Here is a 23079-nt window from a genome sequence, read left to right on the forward strand (position 1 = left end):
GGGGTGTTGCGGGGTTGGGGGATGTCAGATGTGGACGGTCGTGCTCACCCAGTCGACGTGCACGCCGACGTCCTGGGGGGTGACGGGCTCGCCGCGCAGGCACAGCGTCCGCACTCCGTGGACCGGGAGGTCGAAGGTCGTGACGGGCTTGCCCGCCTCGACCGTGGCGGTGAAGATCTCGTGCCCGTCGGCGAGCACGCTGACCCTGGCCCGCCCGGTCGACTCGTCGTCGACGCCGACGGCGCCGGTGAACGTCTCGGCGCGGCCACCGAGGTGGAAGCGGGCCTCGGAGACCGGCGCGGTGCCGAGGCCGCGCTCGAACTCCTGACCCGCGACGCGCATCCGCTGCCCGTCCCGGGGGTTGCCGCCGCCGTTGGACTGGTCGCGCTCGACCGGCCCGTCGGCGTTGGCGAAGGAGAGCATCGGGAGGTCCGACAACGCGTACGCGCCGGGCGTCAGGGGCTGCACGACCCGCGCATGGGCGACCACGGGAACCGGGCCGTCGCCCTGCCGCTCGACGGTGACCACGCCGAGCTGCCCGGGCCGCAGCGACGAGTCCGGTCGGACGACCCAGCCGGTCTCGCCGACGCGGTCGACCGACCAACCGGCCGGGAGCCGCAGGCGGGCTCCGACGTCGGTCGTCAGCGACGCGGTCCCGTCGGTGCCGATGTCGGCGACCGCCGGGTGCACGACCGGCTCGGGGTGGGTCGGCCGGGGCTCGGACCGGAACACCTCGGTGCCGGCCGGCGCCACCACGGCGACGAAGCCGCCGTCGCGGGCCACCTCGACCTCGAACGCGTCCGAGACGGTGCCGGTCCGCTCCGCGAGCCCGGTCGCCGCGTCGTCGCCGACGATCCAGACCTGGGCGTCCGGTCCGGCGTTGAGGTGCTCAAGGGGCACCCGGATCGTGCGGGCTTCCCCGGTGGCGATGCACCCCACGAACCAGCGGTCGCCGGACCGGCGGGCGATGACCGCATGGCTGTCAGGGTCGCCGGCCAGCAGGACGGTCTCGTCCCAGGCCGGTGCCAGCTCCGACAGGAAGCGGGCGGCCGCCGGACGGTCGGTGTACGCGTCGACATGGTCGGCGAAATGAGTGATCCCGGCTTCGAACGCCACCGAGAGTCCGAGCTCGTGGCCGTCACTGGTCGTGCGGTTCGCGGCGCCGAACGCGACCGGGGTGGCGTCCATCCCACCGACGATGTTGCGGGTGAAGGGCTGGATCACGTTGTGTGCCGCGGTCAGCGCCTGGTCCTCGAAGAAGACGTAGTACTCGGCCCCGCGGATCGCCTCGTAGCCGATGACCTGGGGGAAGGTCCGCGCCCAGCCGCGCGGGATGACCGAACCGTGGAAGTTCACCATCAGGCCGAGCCGGGCGGTCTCCAGGAGCACCGAGTCGTACCAGCGATAGCGGTCCTTCGACTCGGACTCCATGAAGTCGACCTTGATGCCGGCCACACCCCAGGAGCGCCACAGCGCCAGCTTGCGAAGGTCTTCGGGGCTGTTGAGATCGCGCCAGATGGTCCACAGGTGCACCTGGATCCCGCGGCGGCTCGCGTAGGCGACGATCTCGGGAACCCAGGTCTCCTCCCACCCGCAGTCGATGAGCAGGTGCTCCCAACCCAGGTCGGCGGCGACGTCGACGAAGTGCTTCTGCTTGTCGAGCTGCGCGCCCGAGTAGAAGTCCGACCACCACGACCAGGCGGCCCGCCCCGGCCGGACCCACGTCGCGTCGTCGAGGTCGGGCGAGACCGCCGGCGCCAGCTCCTCGACCAGCAGCGATGACACGAGGTCGGGCAGGGTGCCGACGAGGATGACGCGCCACGGGGTGACCGCGCCACGGGCGACCTCGACGCTGTCGTCGGCCAGGGTGAACCGCAACGTCCGGCTGCCGTCCGGCTCGGGGTCGCCGGCGACCACGTGCGCGCCGGCGAACCGGCCGTCGATGCCCGACTCGGTGACGAGAATGTGCGTCTTGTCGTCCAGCCGGCTCAGGAATGGGAAGCCGTACGCACCAGGGGCCAGGTCGGTCGTGTCGACGCCGAACCGGGGCGTCTCGTACCAGGTCTGGTAGTCGAGCACCCAGTTGCGTGACCGCGCGGGAAGCGTGACGGCGGTCCGGTCCCCGGTGATGCGCGCGGTGCCGTCGAGCGCCGGAAGGAGGTAGCGGATCGCCACGCCGTCCCGTGCGGTGCGCACGACGACCTGCCACTCGACGCCTTCGCCGGTGCGGAACGTGTGCACGCTCTCGTGGTGCTCGTATGCGTGCAATCCGGTCGACTTGCCGGAACGAAGGCGGAAGCTCTCGCGGACTGTACGCTCCGAAACCCGGACGAGCTCGGCATTCGTCCCGACTTCGGCGCCGTTGACGGTGAAGCCGAGGGGGATGCGGTCAAGGACGATCTCGCCGTGCCAGGTCACGGTCAGCTCGACACCGGCGTCCGCGTTCCGGACGACGGCGCCCACCGGGCGAGGGCGTATCTCGTCGCTCAACACTGCTCCATGTGATCCGGCCGGGTCGTGCACCTGACGTGTTCCGGTGCGACGGTATAGGTCCCGACATGCTCGCCCACATGGGGTTTCTTACTTGTTGCATGGACGATCCGACGATCCGGCAACCGCCCGACCCGCGGCGGTCGGCGGCAGTGAAAGAGGGCTATAGGCTGCCAGGGTGATCAACGCCGACGGGTATCTCGAGAGCCTGGAGGAGCGGCTCGCCGCCGACGGTTGCGCGGTGACGCACGAAGGGCTCGGGCTGGTCGCTTACAAGACTCAGATGCGAGCCCTGGTCCGCGGCCACGTGTTCCTAGTCGCGACGAAGGCAGGCGCCGTCGACGAGACCGCGGTGGCTGAGTTCGGCTCTGCCGCCGTCAACCTGGCGGTCGAACGTAAAGGGCAGTGGCGCGGCTTCCAGTCAGGCGTGATCGTGCTGCCGGTCATCGTTGCGGAAAGCGCCGACCAGAGCGCCGTGGCGATGACCCAACGCGTCCACCGACTCAATCTCGGCGGCTTCGCGGTCATGGCCCAGCCCGCTGTCGTCGACCTCGCCACCGGCAGGTCCCACCTCTTCCGAGGCACCCGCCTGTGGGGCTACGCCTTCAACTCCCTGATCAAGAAGAAGTTGGCCCTCTACCTCCCCGACCCCGCCTGATGCGATCGGAGATGGAGCGGCTGGACCCTTGCGCGGAGCTGCTGCGCATCGGGGAGGCCGGCCGCGAGCCCCGCGGATGGCTGGACGACGACGATCCCGGTGTTCGTGGATGTGCGGCCCTCGCTCCGGCACTCGCCGCCGACGGGAAGGCAACCGGCGTCCTATGCCAGCTGGCTGCGTCCGCGCGGGCGTTCGACCGCGCGCTCGGGTTCGGCGGCGACTCGCCGGCGCTTCGGCACTTCACGGGACCGCAGCGCTGGGCGCTCGCCGAGGCCGTCTGTGTCCGGGCCGAGAAGCCGCGCGACCTGCTGCAGGCGGCCTGCGCCGCGCGTTCCGTGTATCGCCGTGCCCGGAGGTTTCGCCGTACCTGCGCGCCGTCTTCCCGCACGGGTGGCCGCGGGCGGGAAGCGTGACGGGGGCTCAGCTGACTCTCGCCCGGCGGCTCCTCGATCGATCCGAGTTGTGGAAAGGGGAACGACGAGCATCGCGCCGCGTCGCTGCGGCCGCTCGGCTTGCCTGATGACGCCGGGTCGTGGCACGAGCTGTCGCGCTCACCGACCACCGCTGTCGACATCCTGGTGATCGAAGGCATGCTGCACGCGGCCCGGATGCGGCCGGAGCTGTACCTCGACGGTGTCGGGCCCGAAGCACCGGACCTATCTGGTCACCGTGCTCACCTGGCCCGTGCGCGACGACTGCGTGCGGTCGTTCACCGCGCGCGGGTTGGCGGCGGCCCGGGTGGGCCGCATCGACCCGACCGGAGTGATCTCGTTGCGGTCCGGCGACCGGTCCCAGCCGGTCGTCGACCTGGCCGCCGCGCCCGCCACGGGCCTGCGTCGACCGTCGTCAGCCTGAGCCCGCGGCCCGCGTTTGGTCGTAGCGTCGGCGAAGTCGGCGTCCTGCGAAACCCGCGTCCCCATGCCTTTCACGGTCCGCGTCGTCGTCGGAAATGAACAGGGCGTTAGCCGGTAGTTTGGCGGTCGTCGCGGACCTATCATCGACATCGGGCCGCCGGACCACGGCCGACCGGGGGCGCTGATGTTCGGTACGCGGGTGCGCGAACGACGGCAACGACTGGGTCTGTCGCAAGAGGACCTGGCGGCCAAGGCCAGTGTGGACCCGAAGACCATCCGCAGCATCGAAGCCGGCCGCAGCATCCCGCGCCCGTCGACGGTGCGCCGGCTGGCCAATGCCCTGGCACTCGACGGCGCCGAGCGGGAGCGGTTCTGCGCGTCCGCGGCCCCGGCTCCGGCTCCGGCTCCGGCTCCGGCTCCGGCTCCGGAGAAGCGCGCCCCACGACCCGCGTTGATGCCGGCGCAGCTTCCGCTCGACGTTTACGGCTTCAGCAGTCGCGCGGCCGAGCTCGCGCGGCTCGAAGCCATTCGCACCAGCACGCCCACTCCGATCGTGCTGATCTCCGGCACGGCGGGTGTCGGGAAGACCGCACTCGCCGTCCACTGGGCGCACCGCCTGCGCGCCGACTTCCCGGACGGGCAGCTCTTCGTCAACCTCCAGGCGTTCCATCCCACCGGCGCCGCCCTGGCCGCCGCGGACGCGCTCCGGGGATTCCTCGAAGCGCTCGCCGTGCCCGCGCCCCAGATCCCGATGGACCTGGCGGACCGTGCGGGGCTCTACCGCAGCCTGCTGGCCGGCCGGCGCATGCTGATCGTGCTCGACAACGCCGGGCACCCCGACCAGGTCCGGCCGTTGCTGCCCGGCTCGCCTGGCTGCCTGGTCGTCGTGACCAGCCGCGACCGGTTGCCGGGCCTGGTGGCGGCCGAGGGCGCCCACCTGGTCAACCTCGGCCTGCTGCCGTCGGCCGGCGCCCAGGAGCTGCTGGCCGGGCGGGTCGGCGCCGCGCGGGTCACCGCGGAGTCCGGCGCCGCGGACGACATCGTCTCGGCCTGCGCGGGCCTGCCGTTGGCGCTGGTGGTCGCCGCCGCGCGGGCCGTGACCCAGCCCGACCTGCCGCTGGCGGACCTCGCCGCGGAGCTGCGCGACGTCCGGACGGGCCTGGACGCCTTCGCGACCGGCGACGTGGTCACCGACCTGCGCGCCGTCCTGTCCTGGTCCGACCGCACGTTGAGCCGGCCGACCGCCGAGCTGTTCTGGCTGCTCGGGTTGCACGGCGGGCCGGACCTCGGCCTGGCGAGCGTCGCGAGCCTGGCCGGCGCCGGCCTCGACGCTGCCAGGGCGGCGATGACCGAGCTGACCCGCGCACACCTGGTGGAGGAGCCCGCGGCCGGCCGCTTCACCTTCCACGACCTGCTCCGCGCGTACGCCCTCGACCAGGCGCACGCGCGAACGTCCGAAGTGGACCGAACCGAGGCGGTCGGACGCGTCCTGCGCCACTACCTGCACACGGCGCACACGGCCGAGCGCCTGCTGTATCCGGAGCGCGACCCCATCACGCTGACTCCGGCAGGGCCGGGAGTGACGGTGCTGCCGCTCGCCGACGCCGACGCGGCCATGGCCTGGTTCACGACCGAACATCGCGCCCTGCTGTGGGCCGTCTCGGCCGCGCACGACGCCGGTCTGGACCCCGTGGCCTGGCAGCTCGCCTGGTCCCTGACCACCTTCTTCGACCGGCAGGGCCACTGGCACGACTGGGTGGCCACGCAGCGGGTGGCGCTGTCGGCAGCGGCGCGCCTGGGCGACCGACCCGCGCAGGCCTTCTCACACCGCAATCTCGGTCTCGCGCTGGCCCAACTCGGCCGACACGAGGAGGCCGACCCACAACTGGAAACCGCCCTGGTCAGGTTCCGCGAGCTCGGCGACGACGTCGGTCAGGCGCACACGCACAACGCCCTCGCGCGGATCCGCGGCAAGCAGGGCCGCCACCGCGACGCGCTGCGGGAGGCGCTGCGCGCCAGCGACCTCTTCGGCGCGCAGGGCCGGCTCGCCGGGCAGGCCAGGACCCTCAACAACGTCGGCTGGTACCACACGCTGCTCGGCGAGCACGAGGAGGCGCTGGCCACCTGCCGGCGGGCCTTACGGCTGCACGACGAGATCGACGACCGCTACGGCGCCGCCAACACCTGGGACAGCCTGGGTCTGGTCTACCACCAGATCCGCGACTACGCCCAGGCCGAAGCCAGCTACCGCACGGCGCTGGAGCTGTGGCTGGAGGTCGGCGACCGCTACGGCGAGGCGGACACCCTCACCCGGCTGGCCGACACCCAACTCGCCACCGGAGCGGTCGCCGCCGCCCACGCCACCCTGCACGACGCGTTGGCCATCCTCGAGGACCTGGCCCACCCCGACGCCGCCGAGGTCGCGGCGAAGCTGCACGCCCTGCCCTAGGCGCGGCTGACGACCTCCCGGCGGCGGCGCGCGAACCGGACCGTCTCGACCACCACGGTCACCGACATCGCCACTGCCAGGCCCAGCAGCAGCCCGCGGACCGGGTCGCCCTCGAAGGCCGTGCCGCCGAAGTAGCCGATCAACGCCGAGTAGAGCGCCCAGGTGACCGCGGCGACGGCGTCGAACGCGGTGAACCGCGACCGCGGGTAGCCGAGCGCGCCCATCGACAGCGTCACCGCCGTCCGTCCGCCGGGGATGTACCGGGCGATCACGAGGATCAGCCCGCCGCGCTCGGCGATCGCCGACCGCGCCCAGGTCAGCGCGCGTGACCGGGGAGGGCGCCCGCGGCCGGCGGCCCGGCCCAAGGCGTACGAGATGTGGTCGCCCACGAACGCACCGGCGGCCGCGACCGCGACCAGCGGCAGCAGGTCGGGTTGCCCGCTCGCGGCGAACACGCCGGCGGTGATGACGGCGGTCTCGGCCGGCACGATCGGGAAGAAGCCGTCCAGCGTCGCGAGCGTGAAGACGAGCAGATAGAGCCACGGTCCGGCCATCAGTGCGTGCAAAGCGTCGAGGACGACATCCATGCGTCCACCCTTCGCGACGCGGCCGTCACGGGGCACCGGGAGAGTCCCTGTCGATCCCCGGACCTCACGGTCGGGGTAGACCCGGAGTCTTCACGTGGCCGTTGCCGACAGCTCACGTGGATGGCGTTGCGCTGTCGGTCCGCAGGCGTTGGCTCAGGTTGTCTCTCCTCCGGATCAAGGAGCAACAACAAAGTGTCTACCTCTCGTCGTGCCCTGCTCGCCGGCGGTGCCGCCGGTGTCGGCCTCGCTGTGGCCGGTGCTGTGCCCTCGCTGGCCCAGGCACACCCCAACAAGCCCCGCCCGTCCGAGGACCACAAGCCGTTCGGACCTCTGGTGAAGGACCCGGCCGGCATCCTCGCCCTGCCCGCGGGCTTCAAGTACACGATCGTGACCCGCACCGGCGTCAGCAAGCTCGACCACGGCCAGGGCCGCACCCCGGGCTCACACGACGGCATGGCCGTCTTCGACGCCGGGCGTGACCGCTACACGATCATCCAGAACCACGAGATCGACCCGGGCGACGAGCACGGCGTGCCGCACGTCAAGGGCACCGTCTACGACCCGGGCGCGATCGACGCCGGCGGCTGCACGGTGATCACGACCGACCGCGCGGGCCGCAACTACGGCGAGTTCGTCGGCATCTCGGGCACCGTCTCCAACTGCGCCGGCGGCCCGACCCCGTGGCACACCTGGCTGACCTGCGAGGAGACCGAGGACCAGGCCGGCGACGAGTGGGAGGCGGACAGCGGCCGCAAGGGCGTCTTCCAGAAGGACCACGGCTACGTCTTCGAGGTCTCCTCCGACGGCAAGTCGGACCCGCGCCCGATCAAGTGCCTCGGCCGGTACGCCCACGAGGCGCTGGCGATCGGCACCGACAAGGCGAGCGTCTACCTCTCCGAGGACGCCAGCGAGCCCAACGGCCTCTTCTACCGCTGGACCGCGCCGCACGGTGTCAAGCTCGGCCCGGGCGTGCTCACCCGCCTCGCCCCGAACGCCGGCACCCTGGCCGCGATGCAGATCATCATGGACGACGGCTCGGTGCTGCCGGACGTCGCCTACCTGACCTCCGCCCAGCTCGGCCGCCCGTTCCCCGTCCGGTGGATCGAGGTCCCCGAGCGCGACGCGCAGTCGAAGCCGGTGCGGGAGCAGTTCGCGGACGGCAAGGTCACCCGCGGCAAGAAGTTCGAGGGTGTCTGGGCCACCGACGAGGGCGTGTACGTCGTCAACTCGTACGCCTGGGAAGAGGGCGACCTCCCGAAGGACGCCGCACCGCACGACGGAATGGTGTGGTTCTACCACTTCAAGAACCAGACCATCCAGCTCGTCACGTACTTCCCGCACCAGGCCTCGACCGAGGAGGGCGCGGCGCCCAAGTACACCGACCTCACCTTCGACGGCCCGGACAACGTCACCGTGACGCCGTGGGGCAGCCTGGTGCTGGCCGAGGACGGCGAGGGCGCGTCGCACGTGCTCAGCTCGTTCCCCGGCGGCCCGACCTACGCGATCGCCCGCAACGAGCTCAACGACTCGGAGTTCTGCGGCCCGACGTTCACCGCCGACGGCAAGGTCCTCTTCGTCAACATGCAGGACCCGGGCCTGACCCTGGCCATCACCGGCCCGTGGGAGAAGTACCTCGGCTGACCTGACCGCCGCCGGGGGTCGGGCCTGTGCCGACCCCCGGCCGGCGGGCCGTCCCAAGTGCTAACTTTCAGCCGATGCCTGATGAGAACACCTCGCCCAGCATCCGCGCGGACGCGCGGGAGAACCGGCGCCAGTTGATCGACGCGACGCGTGCGGCGATCGCCACGCGTGGGCTCGAGATCTCCGCGCTGGACATCGCGACCGCGGCCGGCGTCGGGGTGGGCACCCTCTACCGCCGGTTCGGCACTAAGGAAGCCCTACTCGACGCCGTCGTGATCGGCCTGTACGACGAGATGGTGGAGCTGGCCCAGGTCTGCCTCGAACGCCCCGACGCGTGGGACGGGCTCACGGAGTTCATGACCGAGCTCGTCACCGCTCACCGCGACAGCCTCGGGTTGGCGGAGTTCACCGCCCACGACGAGCGGCAGTCGCCCGACATCGCGCAGCGCACCCTCGCCCTCCAGGACGCCGTCCGGCTCCTGGCCGAGCGCGCCCACGCCACCGGTGACCTGCGCGAAGACGTGACCTGGCAGGACCTCCTGCTCTGCTCCCGCGCACCGCTCGACACCGACCACTGCCTCGGTGTCGACGGCGGACCGGAGGGCTGGCGCCGCATCCTGACCCTCCTGTTGGACGGCATGCGCGCCCCCGGGCGGACCCCACTCGCACCGTAGGACCCGCCAGTATGCCCAGCCACCAGGGTGGCTGGGCTCACGTATCTCCGGGCCCAGATTAAGCGGACGACCGCCGTCCCGTTGGGGTAGCTTCTCGAACCGGACGATGATCGTCCGTATCTAACTCCCTCATCAGAGACAAGGGCCTCACCATGCGTTTCGCAGACAAAGTCATCCTGGTCACCGGCGCCACCTCCGGCATGGGCCGCGCCGTCGTCGAACGGGTCGCCGCCGAGGGCGCCCGGGTCGTCCTGGCCGCCCGGGGCAAGGACGCCGGCGAGGCGTTCGCCGCCGAGCTGCGCGCGGCCGGGCGCGACGTGCTCTTCGTGCCCACCGACGTGACGGTCGGCGCCGAGGTCGAGCGGCTCGTCCAGCGCGCACTAGACACCTACGGCCGGCTCGACGGCGCGTTCAACAACGTCGGCGCCGCCACCGCGCTCGGCCCGATCACCGAGATCGACCACCAGGCCTGGGGTGCGGAGCTGGCCCTGAATCTCGACAGCGTCTTCTTCGGACTCAAGTACCAGATCCCCGCGCTGCAGGCGTCGGGCGGCGGGGCGATCGTCAACAACGCCTCGACCACCGGGGTCACCGGTGTGGCCGGCCTGGCCGCGTACGGCGCCGCCAAGCACGGCGTCGTCGGGCTCACCCGGTCCGCGGCACTCGACGTGGCCACCTCGGGCGTACGGATCAACGCGCTGGTCACCGGCGGCGTCGACACCCCGCTGCTGCGGCGCAACATGGGCGCCAACCCGCAGGAGGCCCTGCACCTCGCCAACGCGATGCACCCGGTCGGCCGGATCGGCCAGCCCGCGGAGCTCGCCGCGTTCGCCGCCTTCCTGCTCAGCGACGAGGCCCCGTTCATCACGGGTGCCGCGCTCGCCATCGACGGCGGGCTGACGGCCGCATGAACGCCGACGCACAGCGGTGGAAGGCCCTGTTCTTCATCTCCATCGCCCAGCTCATGGTCGTGCTCGACTCGGCCGTCATGAACATCGCCCTCCCCTCGGCGCAGCAGGCGCTGCACTTCTCCGACGGCAGCCGGCAATGGGTGGTCACCGCGTACGGCCTGGCGTTCGGCGCCCTCCTGCTAGTCGGCGGCCGCGTCGGTGACATGGTCGGGCGCAAGCGCGTGTTCCTGTTCGCCCTGGCCGGTTTCGCGATCGTCTCGGCGATCGGCGGCCTCGCGGTCAACGCCCCGATGCTGCTGATCGCCCGGGCGTTCCAGGGCGTGTTCGCGGCCCTGCTCGCGCCGGCGGCCCTGTCCCTGATCTCGCTGTCGTTCACCCAACCACGGGAACGAGCCAAGGCCTTCGGTGTGTTCAGTGCGGTCTCCGTCGCCGGCGGTGCGGTCGGCCTGATCGCCGGTGGGCTACTCACCGAGTACCTGAGCTGGCGCTTCTCGATGTTCGTCCTCGTGCCGATCGCCGTCATCGGGATCCTCGGCGCCATACCGACGGTGCACGACACGACCGAGCGGCACCGCGCCCGGCTCGACATCCCCGGCGTCCTGCTGGCCAGCTTCGGCCTCGTCGCGGTGGTCTACGGCTTCAGCAGCGCCGAGAGCGACGGCTGGACCGGCGCACTGACCATCGCGTCGTTCGCCGTCGGTGTCCTGCTGCTGGCCGTGTTCATCGCGGTGCAGGCGCGGGTGACCTCACCGTTGCTACCGCTGCGGGTCCTGACCGAGCGCAACCGGGCCGCCGCGTACCTGTCGGTCGCGTTCGCCGCGCTCGCCATGTTCGGGATGTTCCTGCTGCTGAGCTACTACTTCCAGCAGGTCAAGGGCTGGTCGCCGGTGATGGCGGGCCTGGCCTTCATGCCGATGGCGGCGGCACAGGTCATCGGGGCGACGCAGATCGGGGCCCGGCTCGCGCACCGGATCGCTCCACGGCCGATCATGGTCGGCGGCTATCTCGTCACGGCGGTCGGGCTCGTGCTGCTCGCTGTCCTCGACACCGGCAGCGGCTTCCCCGAGATCGCCGTCGCCGAGACCGTGGTGGGCCTGGGCATCGGCGCCGCGCTCATGCCGGCGATGAGCGTCGCGACCCACGGCGTCGCGCCGCAGGACGCCGGCGTCGCGTCGGCTCTGATCAGCTCGTCGCAACAGGTCGGCGGCTCGATCGGCACCGCACTGCTGAACACCGTCGCGACCGGCTCGGCCGCCGCGTACCTGGTGTCCCACGGCGGCGCCACCGTGGCCGAGTCGCAGGTGCACGGCTTCTCCCTGGCCTACTGGCTGGCTACCGCAGTCGTCCTCGCCGCGGCCGCCGCCACGGCGGTGATGGTGAACGCCCGGTCGCCGAAACACGCACCGGCCACGGAAGACGCTCCGGACCTCGTGGCCGTCCACTGAGCAGTCCCGCCCATATCATCATGAAATGGATGGAACTGAACCGGGCCGGTGGTGGCGGATCACCGGGCAGGAGATCGCCGGTGCGTTCCGACCGCGGCGCGAACCGCCTCCGTTGCTGCCGTTGCGGCGCGGGATCATGGCCGGCGCCGGTCCTTTGCTGCTCGCGCTGCTCGTCGGGGTGGGTTTCATCGCGGCGTTCGTCGGCGCTCTGCACAACCCCCGGCCACACGACGTTCCCGTCGGTGTGGTGCGCGGTGACCAGACCGCGCAGGCGTTGCTGGCCGCGACGGCTCCACAGCTACGGGCCGTCGAGTACGGCGAACCCACGGACGCGGACGAGGCGGTGCGCCGCGGCGACGTCTACTCGACGCTCACGAGCGTGCCGCCCGGGTTGACGCTGACCGTGGCCACCGCCGCCGGGCCGGCCGCCACCACCACGACGGCCGCCATCCTGGCCGTGGCGGCCCGCAGCGCGGGCGTGCCGCTCACGGTGACCGACGTGGTGCCCGTCGACCCGGCCGACCCACGTGGCGTGGTGCCTTTCTACCTGGCGATCGGCCTGGTGATCGGCGGCTACTTCGGCGGCATCGCACTGAGCCTGGCGTTGGGAACCGTGCCGCGGACCATGGCCCGGGCCGGCGTACGCGTCGCTGGTCTCACGCTGCATGCCCTCCTGCTCGGCCTCGCCGGGACCCTCATCGTCGGTCCGGGGCTGGGCATCTGGAACCAGAACCTGTTCGGCCTCTTCGCGGCCGGGATGCTGCTCGCGCTCGCCGCCGCGCTCTTCGCCGCCGCCGTGCAGAGTTGGCTGGCCCGGGTCGGCACCACGTTGATCATTATGTTGGTGGTGGTGCTGGGCAACCCCGGGTCCGGCGGCATCTACCCACCCGAGTTCCTGCCGGGCTTCTTCCGGGGCGTCCACGAGTGGGACCTGCCGGGCCTCGGCGCCGACCTGGTCCGGTCGGTGGTCTACTTCCCGGCCGGCTCGGCCGCCTGGACCGCCGGCAAGCTCGCGATCTGGTGCGTCGCCAGCGTGGCCGTGTTCGCGGCCGCGACGATCGTGCTCGGCCGGCCGGTCAGCTCCGATCGAACCGGACCCGGATCTTGACCAACGCGGCGTGTACGTTCGCCCGGTCGGCCAGGTAGGCGGAGATGGCCGCGGCGTCGGCGTCGCCGGCCAACGGCGCCGTGCCGATCGCGAGCACGATGTAGCGCCGGCCGATCGCGTTCGCCGTCCAGTCGTCGATGACCGGGTGGCTGAGCCACACACCGTCCGGCCCGCACAGCTCGACCCGCATCGCGCGCAGCGACGCGTACAACGTGTCGGTGCCGATCGGCAGGATGTCCCCGTCGGCGTCGAGCCGCCGCATGCCGAGGTTGGCGACCGCGCCGGCGAACGTCCCGTCGTCGTCGCCCGAGATCGGGTGCACGAGCACGAAGGCGGTCGGCTCACCGAACGGGTTCGGGGCCGACCAGGCCGTCAGTCCGATCTGGATGGTCGCGACGCTCACCGGTTGACCTTCGACTGGTCGTACCAGATCACCGGGGCCGGTTGGTCTTCCGTGGGCAGCGACTCCGCGAACTGGGTCGTCACGTTGAGGTGGTCGGCGACGACCTTGGCCGGGTTCGAGGCCAGCCATTTGTTCGCGGAGATGTCCGAGTACTCGGGGTGCTTGAACACCTCGATGAAGATGAGCTTCTCGTCGCCGATGTTCTGCACGTAGTGGCCGGCGACGAACGGCACGATGCCGACGTCGCCCGCGGTGAAGTCGAAGGTGCGCGCGATGCCGTTGGAGTTGAAGATGGTCATCCGCGCCTTGCCCTGGATGTAGTACTGCCACTCCGCGGCCTTCGGGTGCCAGTGCAGTTCGCGCATGCCGCCGGGCTCGACCTCGACGAACGCCGCGGAGATCGTCTTGGCGGCCGGGAACACGTTGACGTCGACGATGCGTACCCGCCCGGCCTCGGACTCGATCGGCTTGACGGTCTCCATGTGCAGCGTGAACGGCGACGGCACCTTGCCCTGCGCTGTCGGCCGGTCGACCTCGGCCATCGGTCCGGGCAGGTCGGCCGAGAAGATGTACTTCTGGGTCTTCGGGAAGACGTCGATCTCGGCCACGGTCTTCTTCAGGTTGGCGGCCACCACGTCCTGCGGCATGTGCGCGAACCAGTCGGACAGCAGGAACGTGAAGTTCTCGGAGAAGTCGGCGTCACTGAAGACGAGCAGGAACTCGACGCCGTCCTCGAGACCCTGGATCGAGTGCGGCAGGCCGGCCTCGAAGTTCCACAGGTCGCCCGCCTTGACCTCGTCGATGAAGGAACGGCCGTGCTCGTCGATCGCGGTCAACCGGCAGCTACCGACGAGCACGAGGCCCCATTCGGCCTCCTTGTGCCAGTGCAGCTCCCGGTACGCGCCGGGCTCGAGGGCCATGTTCACGCCGGCCAGGTCGAGCGACGCCGGGATCTCCCGGTTCGTGACCTCGCGGGTCCAGCCCCCTTTCTCCAGCCGCTGGTGCGCGTCGGAGAACGAGAACTTCATGTTGGGCATGGTGCCGTTGTCGGTCGGCGGCGGGACGAGGATGTCGGGGTTCTCCCGGTCGCGGTGGATGTCCCGAGGCCCGAGGTCAAGCCACCCCTTGCCGTCGGACGTCCTCATCGGGTGCGGAACGGTCTCGACATCGGCCACAGTGGTCTCCATCCCCGTCGGTCGCCTGCCTTTCCACTCTAGAAACGCGAGGGGCGGTCGTTACTGAAGTTGGCGTAAATCGCCCATTTCGGCCCGCCGAACTGTCCGGTTTCATACTGTTTTCGGTATGCCGAAACTGCGCGTGGTCGCGCTGCTCGCCCTGGCCGGCGTGCTGTCCGGCTGCGCCGTGAGCCGCTCGGAAGACCCCCGGCCGGTCGTGCTGACGACGTTCACGGTGCTGGCGGACATCGCGCGGGTCGTGGCCGGCGACCACCTGCGGGTCGAGTCGATCACGAAGGTCGGCGCGGAGATCCACGGGTACGAGCCGACGCCCGGTGACGTCGCGAAGGCCTCGGACGCCGACCTGATCCTGGACAACGGCCTCAACCTGGAGCTGTGGTTCGCGAAGTTCGTCCAGTCCGCGGACGTGCCGCACGTGGTGGTGACCGAGGGCGTGCCGGCCATGGACATCACCGAGGACGCGTACGCCGGGAAGCCCAACCCGCACGCCTGGATGAGCCCACGCAACGTCCAGGTCTACGTGGACAACATGGCCGCCGCGTTCGGTGAGCTGGCGCCGGCACACGCGGCGGACTTCCGCGCGAACGGTCTCGCCTACCAGAAGGAGCTTGCAGGCGTGCACGACGGACTCATAACACGGCTGTCGACGGTGCCGGCCGACCAGCGGGCGCTGGTGACGTGCGAAGGCGCGTTCTCTTACCTCGCCCGCGACGCCGGACTCGCCGAGCGCTACATCTGGCCCGTGAACGCGGAGCAGCAGGCCACACCGCAGCAACTCGCGGCAACGATCGAGTTCGTCCGTACCAAGCGGGTCCCGGCGGTCTTCTGCGAGTCGACAGTGTCCGACCGCCCGATGCGGCAGGTCGTGGAGGCCTCTGGCGCCCGGTTCGGCGGCACGCTCTACGTGGACTCGCTGTCGGCCGCGGACGGACCCGTGCCGACCTATCTCGACCTGATCCGCTACGACACCGACCTGATCGTCGCCGCGCTGACCGGGTCCGCCGCGTGATCCGGGTCGAGCACGTCGTCGCGCGCTACGGCGAGGTCCTCGCACTCGACGACGTCTCGCTGTCCATCCGACCCGGGCTGGTCACCGGCCTGGTCGGGATGAATGGGTCGGGCAAGTCGACCCTGTTCAAGACCCTCATGGGTCTCGTCAAGCCGGAACGCGGCCGGGTGCTGCGCGGCCCCGGGTCGATCGGGTACGTGCCGCAGAGCGAGCACGTCGACTGGGCCTTCCCGGTCAGCGTCCGCGACGTCGTGATGATGGGCCGCTACGGAAGCCTGGGCCTGACCCGGCGGCCACGTGCGGCCGACCACCGCGCGGTCGCGGACGCCCTCGCCCGGGTCGAGCTCACCGACCACGCCGAGCGGCAGATCGGCCAGCTCTCCGGCGGGCAGCGCAAACGGACGTTCGTGGCCCGGGGCATCGCCCAGGACGCGCGGATCCTGCTGCTGGACGAGCCGTTCGCCGGCGTCGACAAACGCTCCGAGGCGACCATCGTCCGGCTGCTGCGGGAGCTCGCCGCGGACGGCCGGACCGTCCTGGTCTCCACCCACGACCTGCACGCACTGCCCCGGTTGGCCGACGACGTGGTTTTGCTGCTGCGCCGGGTGCTGTTCCACGGCCCGGTCGACGAGGCGCTGCGGCCGGAGAACCTGGCCCGCGCGTTCGGGCTCGACGTGTTCGAAGGAGTCGCATGAGGGTGATCATCGAGCCGCTCCAGTACGACTTCATGGTCCGCGCCCTCGTCACCACCGTGATCGCCGCGGTCGTCTGCGCGCTGCTGTCCTGCTGGCTCGTTCTCGTCGGCTGGTCGCTGATGGGAGACGCGGTGTCGCACGCCGTCCTGCCGGGCGTGGTCATCGCGTACGTCGTCGGCGCCCCGTTCGCCGTCGGCGCACTGGTGTTCGGCTTTCTGGCCGTGGCGCTGATCGGCGCGATCCGCAACACCAGCCGGGTCAAGGAGGACGCCGCGATCGGGATCGTCTTCACCAGCCTGTTCGCGCTCGGGCTCGTCCTGATCTCCGTCACGCCCAGCCAGACCGACCTGAACCACATCATCTTCGGCAACATCCTCGGCGTCTCGGGCACCGACCTGGCCCAGATCTGCGTGCTCGCCGCCGGCGCCTTCGCGGTGCTCGTGCTCAAGCGCCGCGACTTCACGCTGTACGCCTTCGACCCGACGCACGCGCTGGTGATCGGCCTGCGCCCTCGGCTGCTGGGCGGGCTGCTGCTCGCGATCCTCGCCCTCACCGCGGTGGTCGCGTTGCAGGTCGTCGGCGTGATCCTGGTCGTCGCCATGCTGATCATCCCGGGCGCGACCGCCTACCTGCTCACCGACCGGTTCGGCCGGATGCTGCTCATCGCGCCGACCCTCGCCGCCACCACCTCGGTGCTCGGCATCTACCTCAGCTACTGGCTCGACGCTGCCTCCGGCGGACTGGTCGTGGTGGTCCAGGGCGCGCTGTTCACGGCCGTCTACCTGCTCAGTCCTCGGCACGGCCTGCTCGGCCGCGCGCGGCGTCGCCAACTGGTCAACGCATGACGGCCACCGAGAACTACCTGAAGGCGGCCTTCAACGCGCGCGAGTGGTCCGACCGGCCGGTCACCGTCGGCCTGCTCGCGTCCGTGCTCGGCCTGTCGCCCTCGTCCGCGTCGGAGCAGGTCCGCAAGCTCACCGACCGCGGGCTGTTCACCCACGCCCGCTACGGCGCGATCGAGCTCACCCCCGAGGGCCACCGCATCGCGCTGGCGATGGTCCGCAAACACCGCATCGTCGAGACCTTCCTGGTGGAGCACCTCGGGTACGGCTGGGACGAGGTGCACGACGAGGCCGAAGCGCTCGAACACGCCGTCAGCGACCTGTTCGTCGAGCGCCTGGCGCGGCGCCTCGGCTCGCCGACCCACGACCCGCACGGCGACCCGATCCCCGGACCCGACGGCACCCTCCCCGACGACCAGCAGCAACTCCTCGACACGGTGCCAGCCGGCTGCCGGGTGCGGGTGGCCCGCGTCTGGGACGACGACCCCGCGCTGCTGCGCCACCTCGACGACCTGGGCATCACCATCGGCACCGTCCTGACTGTCCTGGCCCGCGCCGGCGGCACGGTAGAGGTCAACCGCGACGGCACACCGACCACCCTCGACTCGACGGCGGCACGGTCCATCCGCGTGGTGCTCCTGCCGCCGGACGTCGTGGCCGCCCCCGCACGCGCTGTCGTCCGCGCGTCCGACGTGATCCATGTCCGGCTGACCGACATCGCCGTCGAGGTCACCAACCGAACCCGGCAGCGGGTACGAATGCGCGTCACGCTGGGCTCCGCGACCGACGCGCACGCGGTGTTCGAGACGCGGCTCGGCCCCGACGAGTCCCACACGGAGCCGACCGACGCCGTGCCCGCGGTGGCCGCACTGACGCCACCCAGCGCGGTGCTCCGGCACTGGAGCCACGAGTCGGCCGAGGTCTACGAGGGAGGCGACCGGCGGATCGTGCGGGTCGAGACGTCGCTGCTCGACGCCGACGATCACGTCCTCGTCGCCCGCACCGACGAGCCGCCGAACGGCCTCTCGTTCTCGATCACCGCACGCGACCTCAAAGCGTTGGTCGCAGAGCCCTTCCGCTTCGCGCAGGCCGAAGGGGCCGCCGGCTAGACCCGGCCGCGCGCGTTAACAAGGGTCCCTTCCTATGCGGAAAGCGTTAACAAGGGGCCCTTCCTTGCACTGTTCAGGCTCCGGCCGCCAGGCGGGCCAGGATGGTCCCGACCGGGTCGTCGGTGGCGTGGCGGAAGCCCGTGCCGGACCACAGGTGCACGCGTTCCGGGTCGCCGGCCGCGGCTGCCGCGCGGCGGATCGGGCGGGTCAGGGTGTGCAGCGCCGGGTAGCCCGCCGGGGCCACGGCGCTGTAGCGGTCCGTGAAGTCGTTGCGCAGCCCGCGGGCCGGGCGGCCCGTGAACGCCCGGGTGACCACGGTCGTCGTGCGGGCAGGGTCGGCCAGAGCGGCGCGGTGCGTGGCAGAGGTGCCGGCCTCCGCCGCACGCAGCAGGACTGTGCCGACCGCGACCAGCGTCGCGCCGGCACCCAGGGCGGCGGCCACGTCGGCGGCGGTGCCCACACCGCCCGCCGCGATCACCGGCAGCGGCACGGCCGCGCGGATCTCCGCGACCAGGGCCGGCAGCGGCACCACCGGCACCGGCAGGTCCGGTGTGAACGTGCCCGAGTGGCCCCCAGCGGCGGCGGCCTGGACGACCAGCACGTCCAGGCCGGCCTCGGCGGCCGCCCGGGCCTCGGTCACCGAGGTCACCGTCTGGGCCAGCGCCGCACCGGTCGCCCGGAGCAGCGCCAGGTCGGCCGCCGGTGGCAGGCCGAAGGTGAAGCTGACCAGCGGGACCGGCCACTGGCGGAGCACTTCCAGCTTGTCCCGCCAGGCGTCGTCGTCCTCCACCGGGTCGGGCGGCAAACCCACCCCGAACCGCGCGGCCTCGGTTGCGAGCAGCGCGGCGTAGTCCCGGTAGGCGGCCGCGTCGACCGGCACCGTGTTGGGCGCGAACAGGTTGACCCCGAACGGCACCCCGGCGGCGGTGACCGTGGCGATCTCCTCCGCGAACGCCGTCGGCGGTTGGTATCCGCCGGCGAGGAAGCCCATCCCGCCCGCCCGGCCGGCGGCGACCACGAAGGCCGGTGTGCCGGGACCGCCGGCCATCGGTGCGGCGATGACCGGCAGCGCCAGGTCGGGCAGGACCGTCGTCACCAGGCGGTCGGCTTCGACGGCTGGTAGAGCCAGGTCTGGAAGAACGCGTCGAGCTGCTGGTGGCCGCGCTTCTCGGCCAGCCGGATGAAGTCGGCGGTGGTGACGTTGCCGTCGCGGTTGTGTGCGTACCAGTCGCGGAGCAGGGCGAAGAACGCCTTGTCACCGATCTTCACGCGCAGTGCCTGGAGTGTCATCGCACCTCGATCGTAGACCGGGGAGCTGAACATGACGGCCGGTCCGCCGACGTTGGCCGGTGGGCGGGTCCAGAACGAGCTCGTCGCCGGGCGGGCGAAGGAGGCGTCGAACGACTGCTGCGCGGTGTCGCCGCCGTGCCGCTCGTCGTAGATCCACTCGGAGAAGGCCGCGAAGCCCTCGTTGAGCCAGATGTCCTGCCACACCGTCAGGGTCACGCTGTTGCCGAACCACTGGTGGGCGATCTCGTGCACCACGGTGCCCGCGCCCGGCGTCTCGTCGTACTGCGACTTGGTCTGCGACTCGAGTGCGTAGCCGACCTCGGGCGCGTGGTCGACGATGCCGCCGCCGCTGCTGAACGGGTACGGCCCGTACAGCTTCGAGAAGAACGTGATGACCTCGGCCTCGGCGGCGAGCCGGTCGAACGCGCCCTTGGGCACCTCGACGGGGTCGACCGCGTGGTAGAGCGGGATCCGGCCGACCTTGCTGACGCGTAGCTCGAACACGCCGTTGGTGGCGGTGGCCAGGTACGTCGCCATCGGCGAGTCCTCGCGCCAGCGCCAGGTGGTCTTGCCCTTGTGGTCGTGCTTGCCGACCAGCCGCCCGTTGCCGATCGCGGTGATCCCCTTGGGCACGGTGATCGCGAAGTCGAACGTCGCCTTGTCACGTGGGTTGTCGTTGGCCGGGTACCAGCCCGGCGAGCCCTGCGGCTCGTTGACCACGAACGCGCCGTCCGGGGTGGGCACCCAGCCCTCGCTGCTGCCGTCCGGGTCGATCACCTCGGTCGGCTCGCCGGCGTAGTCGACCCGCACGGTGAACGTACGCCCGGCGCGCAGCATCCGCTTCGGGGTGACGACCAGCTCCTGGCCGTCGCGGCTGAACTGGGCCTTCGCGCCGTCGACGCGCAGCGAGCTGATCGTGAAGCCGCGCAGGTCGAGGTCGAACCGGGTGAGGTTCTGGGTGGCCCGCGCGGTGATCACGGCAGTGCCGTCGAGGTGGTTGCCGGCGCGCGTGTAGTCGAGGTCGAGGGAGTAGTGCCGCACGTCGTAGCCGCCGTTGCCGGCCAGGGGGAAGTAGGAGTCACCGAGGCCGGGCGAGCCGACGGTCGAGCCACCCCCGGCGAGGGCCGGTGTGGCGACCGCGAGGGCGGTCAACGCGGCGACGGCACCGGTGACGGCGCGTCGAAACAGGACAGACGGCACGGCGGTCCTCCTCATCGAGTGATCGGGTGCGGCACCGCCGATCCTCGCACCGGCCACAGGAGAACGTCCAGCAACGATCATCCCGTCGGATCGGCCGGCCAGGCATGCTTTGGGTACCGCCCGCGCAGCTCGGCCCGGACCTGCGGGTAGCCGGTGCGCCAGAACGAGGCGAGGTCGCGGGTCACCGCCACCGGTCGGCCGGCGGGCGAGAGCAGGTGCAGCAGCACGGGTACGCGGCCCTCGGCGACGGTCGGCGTGTCCCGCCAGCCGAACGCCTCCTGCACCTTGAGCGCGACCACCGGCGCCTCCGGGTCGGTGTAGTCCACCCGCAGCCGCCGCTCCCCCGGCCCGGCGACCCGCTCGGGCGCGACCGCCTCCAGCCGGCCGGCGATCTGCCAGGGCAGCAACCGGCGCAGGGCGGAGGCGACGTCGACCCGGGCGAGGTCGGCGCGGCGGCGCGCCCGGGCCAGCTCCGGGCCGAGCCAGCCGGCGGCGTTCTCGAGCAGGGCGGCGTCGCTCACGTCGGGCCACGGATCGCCGAGCGCGTGCCGCGCGAAGGCCAGCCGCTGCCGCAGCGCGACCGCCGCCTTCTCCCAGCGCAGCAGGCTCAGCCCCTCTTTCGCCAGACCGTCGCGGAGCGCGGCGGCGACCAGCTCGGCCGACGGTGTCGACAGTGGACGTCCGACGAGTGGGACGGCGCCGAGCCGCTCGACCCGGCGGGCCACCACGTCGCCACCGGACCAGGCGACCTCGTCCTGCGTGGCGAGCAGCGCCGCGCCGGCCTCCCGCGCGGTCGCCTCGTCGATGACCACCGCCGAGCGGATCCGGGCGGAGGCGCGGCCCGGCGGACGATCCGCGGCGGCGACGGCCAGCCAGTCGGAGCCGGACAGCGGCGACCCCGGCGTCAGGTCCGCCGCGGTCCCGCCGCTCATCAGGTACGCGGACGCGCCGGCGCCACGGGCCTTGGCCAGCCGCTCCGGGTACGCGAGCCCGACCAGCAGCCCGGCGGCGAGGTCGTCCGACAGCCGAGGGCCGCGGCCGGCGCGCACCGTGCCGAGGTCGGCGCGCAGGCGGCGTACCCCCTGCTGATAGGCCGTGTCGCCACGGACTCGGCGCCAGCCCGCGACCAGGTCCTCGGTGGCGCTCTCGCGGTCGAGCAGGGCGACCACCTCGGCGGCCCGGTCGGCGCCGACCACGGGGGCACCGTCGAGCAGCGCGCGGGCCAGCCGGGGGTGGGTGCCGACCCCGGCGATCCGCCGGCCGCGGTCGGTGACCCGGCCGGCGTCGTCGAGCGCGCCGAGCGCCCGCAGCGTCTCGGTCGCGACCGTCATCGGCCCGGCCGGAGGTTGGTCGGGCAGCGCCAGCCCCTGCCCGCCCGGCGCACCCCAGACCGCCAGGTCCAGCGCGAAACCGGTGAGGTCGGCGGCCGCGATCTCGGGCTCCGGGAAGGCCGGCAGCCGGTCGTGTGCCGCCTGGGACCAGCAGCGGTAGACGGTGCCCGGCGCCTCACGCCCCGCGCGGCCGGCCCGCTGTTCGGCGACGGCCTTCGAGACCGGGACGGTGACGAGCGCGCCCAGTCCGCGGGCGTGGTCGGTGCGGGGCACCCGGGCGAGTCCGGCGTCGACGACCACGCGTACACCTGGGACGGTCAGGCTGCTCTCCGCGACCGCCGTCGCCAGCACGACCCGGCGCTGCGCGGACGGGCGGAGCACGGCGTCCTGCTCGGCGGCGTCCTGACGGCCGAGCAGCGTACGCACGGGCAGGTCACGCAGCCGCTCGCCGACGGAGGCGATCTCGCCGGCACCCGGCAGGAACACCAGGATGTCGCCGTCCCGCTCGGCGAACGCCCGGCGGACGGTGGCGGCGACATGGTCGAGCAGCCGCGGGTCGACCCGCAGCCCGCGCGGCGGATCCACTTTGGATGGTGGCGTCCAGACCGCGTCGACGGGGTGCAGCGCGTCGTCCGCGGTGACGGTCGGCCCGAGCAGTTCGGCCAGCCGGGCCGTGTCGGCGGTCGCCGAGGTGGCCAGCAGGCGCAGGTCGGGTCGCAGGTTGGCGCGCACGTCGACGCAGAAGGCGAGCGCGAGGTCGGAGTCGAGGTGCCGCTCGTGGCACTCGTCGAGGATGACGGTGTCGACGCCGTCCAGGCCCGGGTCGTGCTGGAGCCGCCGGACCAGCAGGCCCGTGGTGACGACCTCGACGCGGGTGTCGGGGCCGGTCCGGCGCTCGCCGCGCACGGCGTACCCGACCCGCTCGCCGACCCGTTCCCCGAGCAGGGAGGCCATCCGCCGAGCGGCGGCCCGGGTGGCCAGGCGCCGCGGCTCGGCGATCAGCACCCGGCCGTGGTCCGCGAGGTCGAGCGGCACGAGGGTGGTCTTGCCGGTGCCCGGCGGTGCGACCAGCACGGCACTGCCGTGCCCGTCCAGCGCCTCCCGCACCCGCGGCAGAACGCGGCGGATCGGCAGGTCGGGCTCAGGAGGCAGCACGGCACCATCTTGTCCGGTGCCCGACCATGGCC

General features: G+C 72.1%; 20 protein-coding genes. 13 read left to right on the forward strand and 7 right to left on the reverse strand.

Annotation, left to right across the window (positions count from 1 at the left end; all coding sequences use genetic code 11):
- Positions 1–24: 24 nt before the first annotated feature.
- Entirely contained in the window at positions 25–2490 is a 2466-nt protein-coding gene (locus tag BLV39_RS27955; RefSeq protein WP_176985107.1) for an NPCBM/NEW2 domain-containing protein, read from the reverse strand.
- A 178-nt stretch (positions 2491–2668) separates the two neighbouring features.
- Between BLV39_RS27955 and BLV39_RS27960 the strand changes: the two genes are divergently transcribed.
- The 4 genes from BLV39_RS27960 to BLV39_RS27975 all read left to right on the forward strand — a co-directional run bounded on the left by BLV39_RS27960 (position 2669) and on the right by BLV39_RS27975 (position 6451).
- Positions 2669–3148, forward strand: a complete 480-nt coding sequence (locus BLV39_RS27960; protein WP_090799287.1) for a hypothetical protein — start codon at positions 2669–2671, stop codon at positions 3146–3148.
- Between the two features lie 11 nt (positions 3149–3159).
- On the forward strand, positions 3160–3561 hold the full coding sequence (locus tag BLV39_RS27965) for a hypothetical protein (protein WP_143049909.1): 402 nt from the start codon (positions 3160–3162) through the stop codon (positions 3559–3561).
- 220 nt (positions 3562–3781) lie between these two features.
- Positions 3782–4003, forward strand: a complete 222-nt coding sequence (locus BLV39_RS27970) for a hypothetical protein (protein WP_090799291.1) — start codon at positions 3782–3784, stop codon at positions 4001–4003.
- Positions 4004–4201: 198 nt separating this feature from the next.
- A complete protein-coding gene (locus tag BLV39_RS27975) occupies positions 4202–6451 on the forward strand; it encodes an ATP-binding protein (RefSeq protein WP_176985108.1) in 2250 nt (749 codons plus the stop codon).
- On the opposite strand, the gene BLV39_RS27980 is transcribed toward BLV39_RS27975, so the two are convergent.
- Complete coding sequence (locus BLV39_RS27980; protein WP_090799295.1) at positions 6448–7038, reverse strand: DedA family protein; 591 nt, start codon at positions 7036–7038, stop codon at positions 6448–6450. The genes BLV39_RS27975 and BLV39_RS27980 overlap by 4 nt on opposite strands.
- A gap of 192 nt (positions 7039–7230) precedes the next feature.
- Here BLV39_RS27980 and BLV39_RS27985 point away from each other — a divergent pair, with 192 nt between their 5' ends.
- The 5 genes from BLV39_RS27985 to BLV39_RS43160 all read left to right on the forward strand — a co-directional run bounded on the left by BLV39_RS27985 (position 7231) and on the right by BLV39_RS43160 (position 12817).
- Entirely contained in the window at positions 7231–8679 is a 1449-nt protein-coding gene (locus BLV39_RS27985; protein ID WP_090799297.1) for an alkaline phosphatase PhoX, read from the forward strand.
- 74 nt (positions 8680–8753) lie between these two features.
- A complete protein-coding gene (locus tag BLV39_RS27990; RefSeq protein ID WP_090799299.1) occupies positions 8754–9353 on the forward strand; it encodes a TetR/AcrR family transcriptional regulator in 600 nt (199 codons plus the stop codon).
- Positions 9354–9505: 152 nt separating this feature from the next.
- Positions 9506–10264, forward strand: a complete 759-nt coding sequence (locus BLV39_RS27995; RefSeq protein ID WP_090799301.1) for an SDR family oxidoreductase — start codon at positions 9506–9508, stop codon at positions 10262–10264.
- Positions 10261–11709, forward strand: coding sequence for a DHA2 family efflux MFS transporter permease subunit (locus BLV39_RS28000; RefSeq protein ID WP_090799303.1), 1449 nt, complete (start codon positions 10261–10263; stop codon positions 11707–11709). Before BLV39_RS27995 ends, BLV39_RS28000 begins: the two co-directional genes overlap by 4 nt.
- Before the next feature lie 25 nt (positions 11710–11734).
- Positions 11735–12817 (forward strand): ABC-2 transporter permease, encoded by a 1083-nt coding sequence (locus BLV39_RS43160; protein ID WP_176985109.1) that lies wholly within the window; start codon positions 11735–11737, stop codon positions 12815–12817.
- Here the strand turns inward: BLV39_RS43160 and BLV39_RS28015 are convergent.
- Positions 12786–13220: a hypothetical protein gene (locus BLV39_RS28015; RefSeq protein WP_090799308.1), complete on the reverse strand. Its 435-nt coding sequence runs from the start codon at positions 13218–13220 to the stop codon at positions 12786–12788. The two genes, BLV39_RS43160 and BLV39_RS28015, sit on opposite strands and share 32 nt — an antisense overlap.
- Positions 13217–14395, reverse strand: coding sequence for a cupin domain-containing protein (locus BLV39_RS28020; protein WP_275414232.1), 1179 nt, complete (start codon positions 14393–14395; stop codon positions 13217–13219). Before BLV39_RS28020 ends, BLV39_RS28015 begins: the two co-directional genes overlap by 4 nt.
- A gap of 127 nt (positions 14396–14522) precedes the next feature.
- Here BLV39_RS28020 and BLV39_RS28025 point away from each other — a divergent pair, with 127 nt between their 5' ends.
- From BLV39_RS28025 to BLV39_RS43710, 4 genes are read left to right on the forward strand one after another with little or no spacing between them, the layout of a single operon-like run.
- Positions 14523–15425, forward strand: a complete 903-nt coding sequence (locus BLV39_RS28025) for a metal ABC transporter substrate-binding protein (protein ID WP_090799311.1) — start codon at positions 14523–14525, stop codon at positions 15423–15425.
- Positions 15422–16120 (forward strand): metal ABC transporter ATP-binding protein, encoded by a 699-nt coding sequence (locus BLV39_RS28030; protein ID WP_090799313.1) that lies wholly within the window; start codon positions 15422–15424, stop codon positions 16118–16120. Before BLV39_RS28025 ends, BLV39_RS28030 begins: the two co-directional genes overlap by 4 nt.
- Entirely contained in the window at positions 16117–16965 is an 849-nt protein-coding gene (locus BLV39_RS28035) for a metal ABC transporter permease (protein ID WP_090799316.1), read from the forward strand. Before BLV39_RS28030 ends, BLV39_RS28035 begins: the two co-directional genes overlap by 4 nt.
- Positions 16962–18071, forward strand: coding sequence for a metal-dependent transcriptional regulator (locus tag BLV39_RS43710; protein ID WP_090799319.1), 1110 nt, complete (start codon positions 16962–16964; stop codon positions 18069–18071). Before BLV39_RS28035 ends, BLV39_RS43710 begins: the two co-directional genes overlap by 4 nt.
- Before the next feature lie 73 nt (positions 18072–18144).
- On the opposite strand, the gene BLV39_RS28045 is transcribed toward BLV39_RS43710, so the two are convergent.
- The 3 genes from BLV39_RS28045 to hrpB all read right to left on the reverse strand — a co-directional run bounded on the left by BLV39_RS28045 (position 18145) and on the right by hrpB (position 23047).
- Positions 18145–19167, reverse strand: a complete 1023-nt coding sequence (locus BLV39_RS28045) for an NAD(P)H-dependent flavin oxidoreductase (RefSeq protein WP_090799321.1) — start codon at positions 19165–19167, stop codon at positions 18145–18147.
- Positions 19164–20561: a M1 family metallopeptidase gene (locus BLV39_RS28050; protein ID WP_204082605.1), complete on the reverse strand. Its 1398-nt coding sequence runs from the start codon at positions 20559–20561 to the stop codon at positions 19164–19166. Before BLV39_RS28050 ends, BLV39_RS28045 begins: the two co-directional genes overlap by 4 nt.
- 77 nt (positions 20562–20638) lie before the next feature.
- Entirely contained in the window at positions 20639–23047 is a 2409-nt protein-coding gene (gene hrpB, locus BLV39_RS28055; RefSeq protein ID WP_090799324.1) for an ATP-dependent helicase HrpB, read from the reverse strand.
- Positions 23048–23079 lie beyond the last annotated feature (32 nt).

It is taken from the genome of Asanoa ishikariensis (assembly GCF_900107455.1).
Lineage (GTDB): Bacteria > Actinomycetota > Actinomycetes > Mycobacteriales > Micromonosporaceae > Asanoa > Asanoa ishikariensis.

Coding starts and splice junctions, on each gene's coding strand:
- BLV39_RS28025 (WP_090799311.1), top strand. CDS start 14,523: ATGCCGAAACTGCGCGTGGTCGCGCTGCTCGCCCTGGCCGGCGTGCTG.
- BLV39_RS43710 (WP_090799319.1), top strand. CDS start 16,962: ATGACGGCCACCGAGAACTACCTGAAGGCGGCCTTCAACGCGCGCGAG.
- BLV39_RS27965 (WP_143049909.1), top strand. CDS start 3,160: ATGGAGCGGCTGGACCCTTGCGCGGAGCTGCTGCGCATCGGGGAGGCC.
- BLV39_RS27980 (WP_090799295.1), bottom strand. CDS start 7,038: ATGGATGTCGTCCTCGACGCTTTGCACGCACTGATGGCCGGACCGTGG.
- BLV39_RS27995 (WP_090799301.1), top strand. CDS start 9,506: ATGCGTTTCGCAGACAAAGTCATCCTGGTCACCGGCGCCACCTCCGGC.
- BLV39_RS28035 (WP_090799316.1), top strand. CDS start 16,117: ATGAGGGTGATCATCGAGCCGCTCCAGTACGACTTCATGGTCCGCGCC.
- BLV39_RS28000 (WP_090799303.1), top strand. CDS start 10,261: ATGAACGCCGACGCACAGCGGTGGAAGGCCCTGTTCTTCATCTCCATC.
- BLV39_RS27990 (WP_090799299.1), top strand. CDS start 8,754: ATGCCTGATGAGAACACCTCGCCCAGCATCCGCGCGGACGCGCGGGAG.
- BLV39_RS43160 (WP_176985109.1), top strand. CDS start 11,735: ATGGATGGAACTGAACCGGGCCGGTGGTGGCGGATCACCGGGCAGGAG.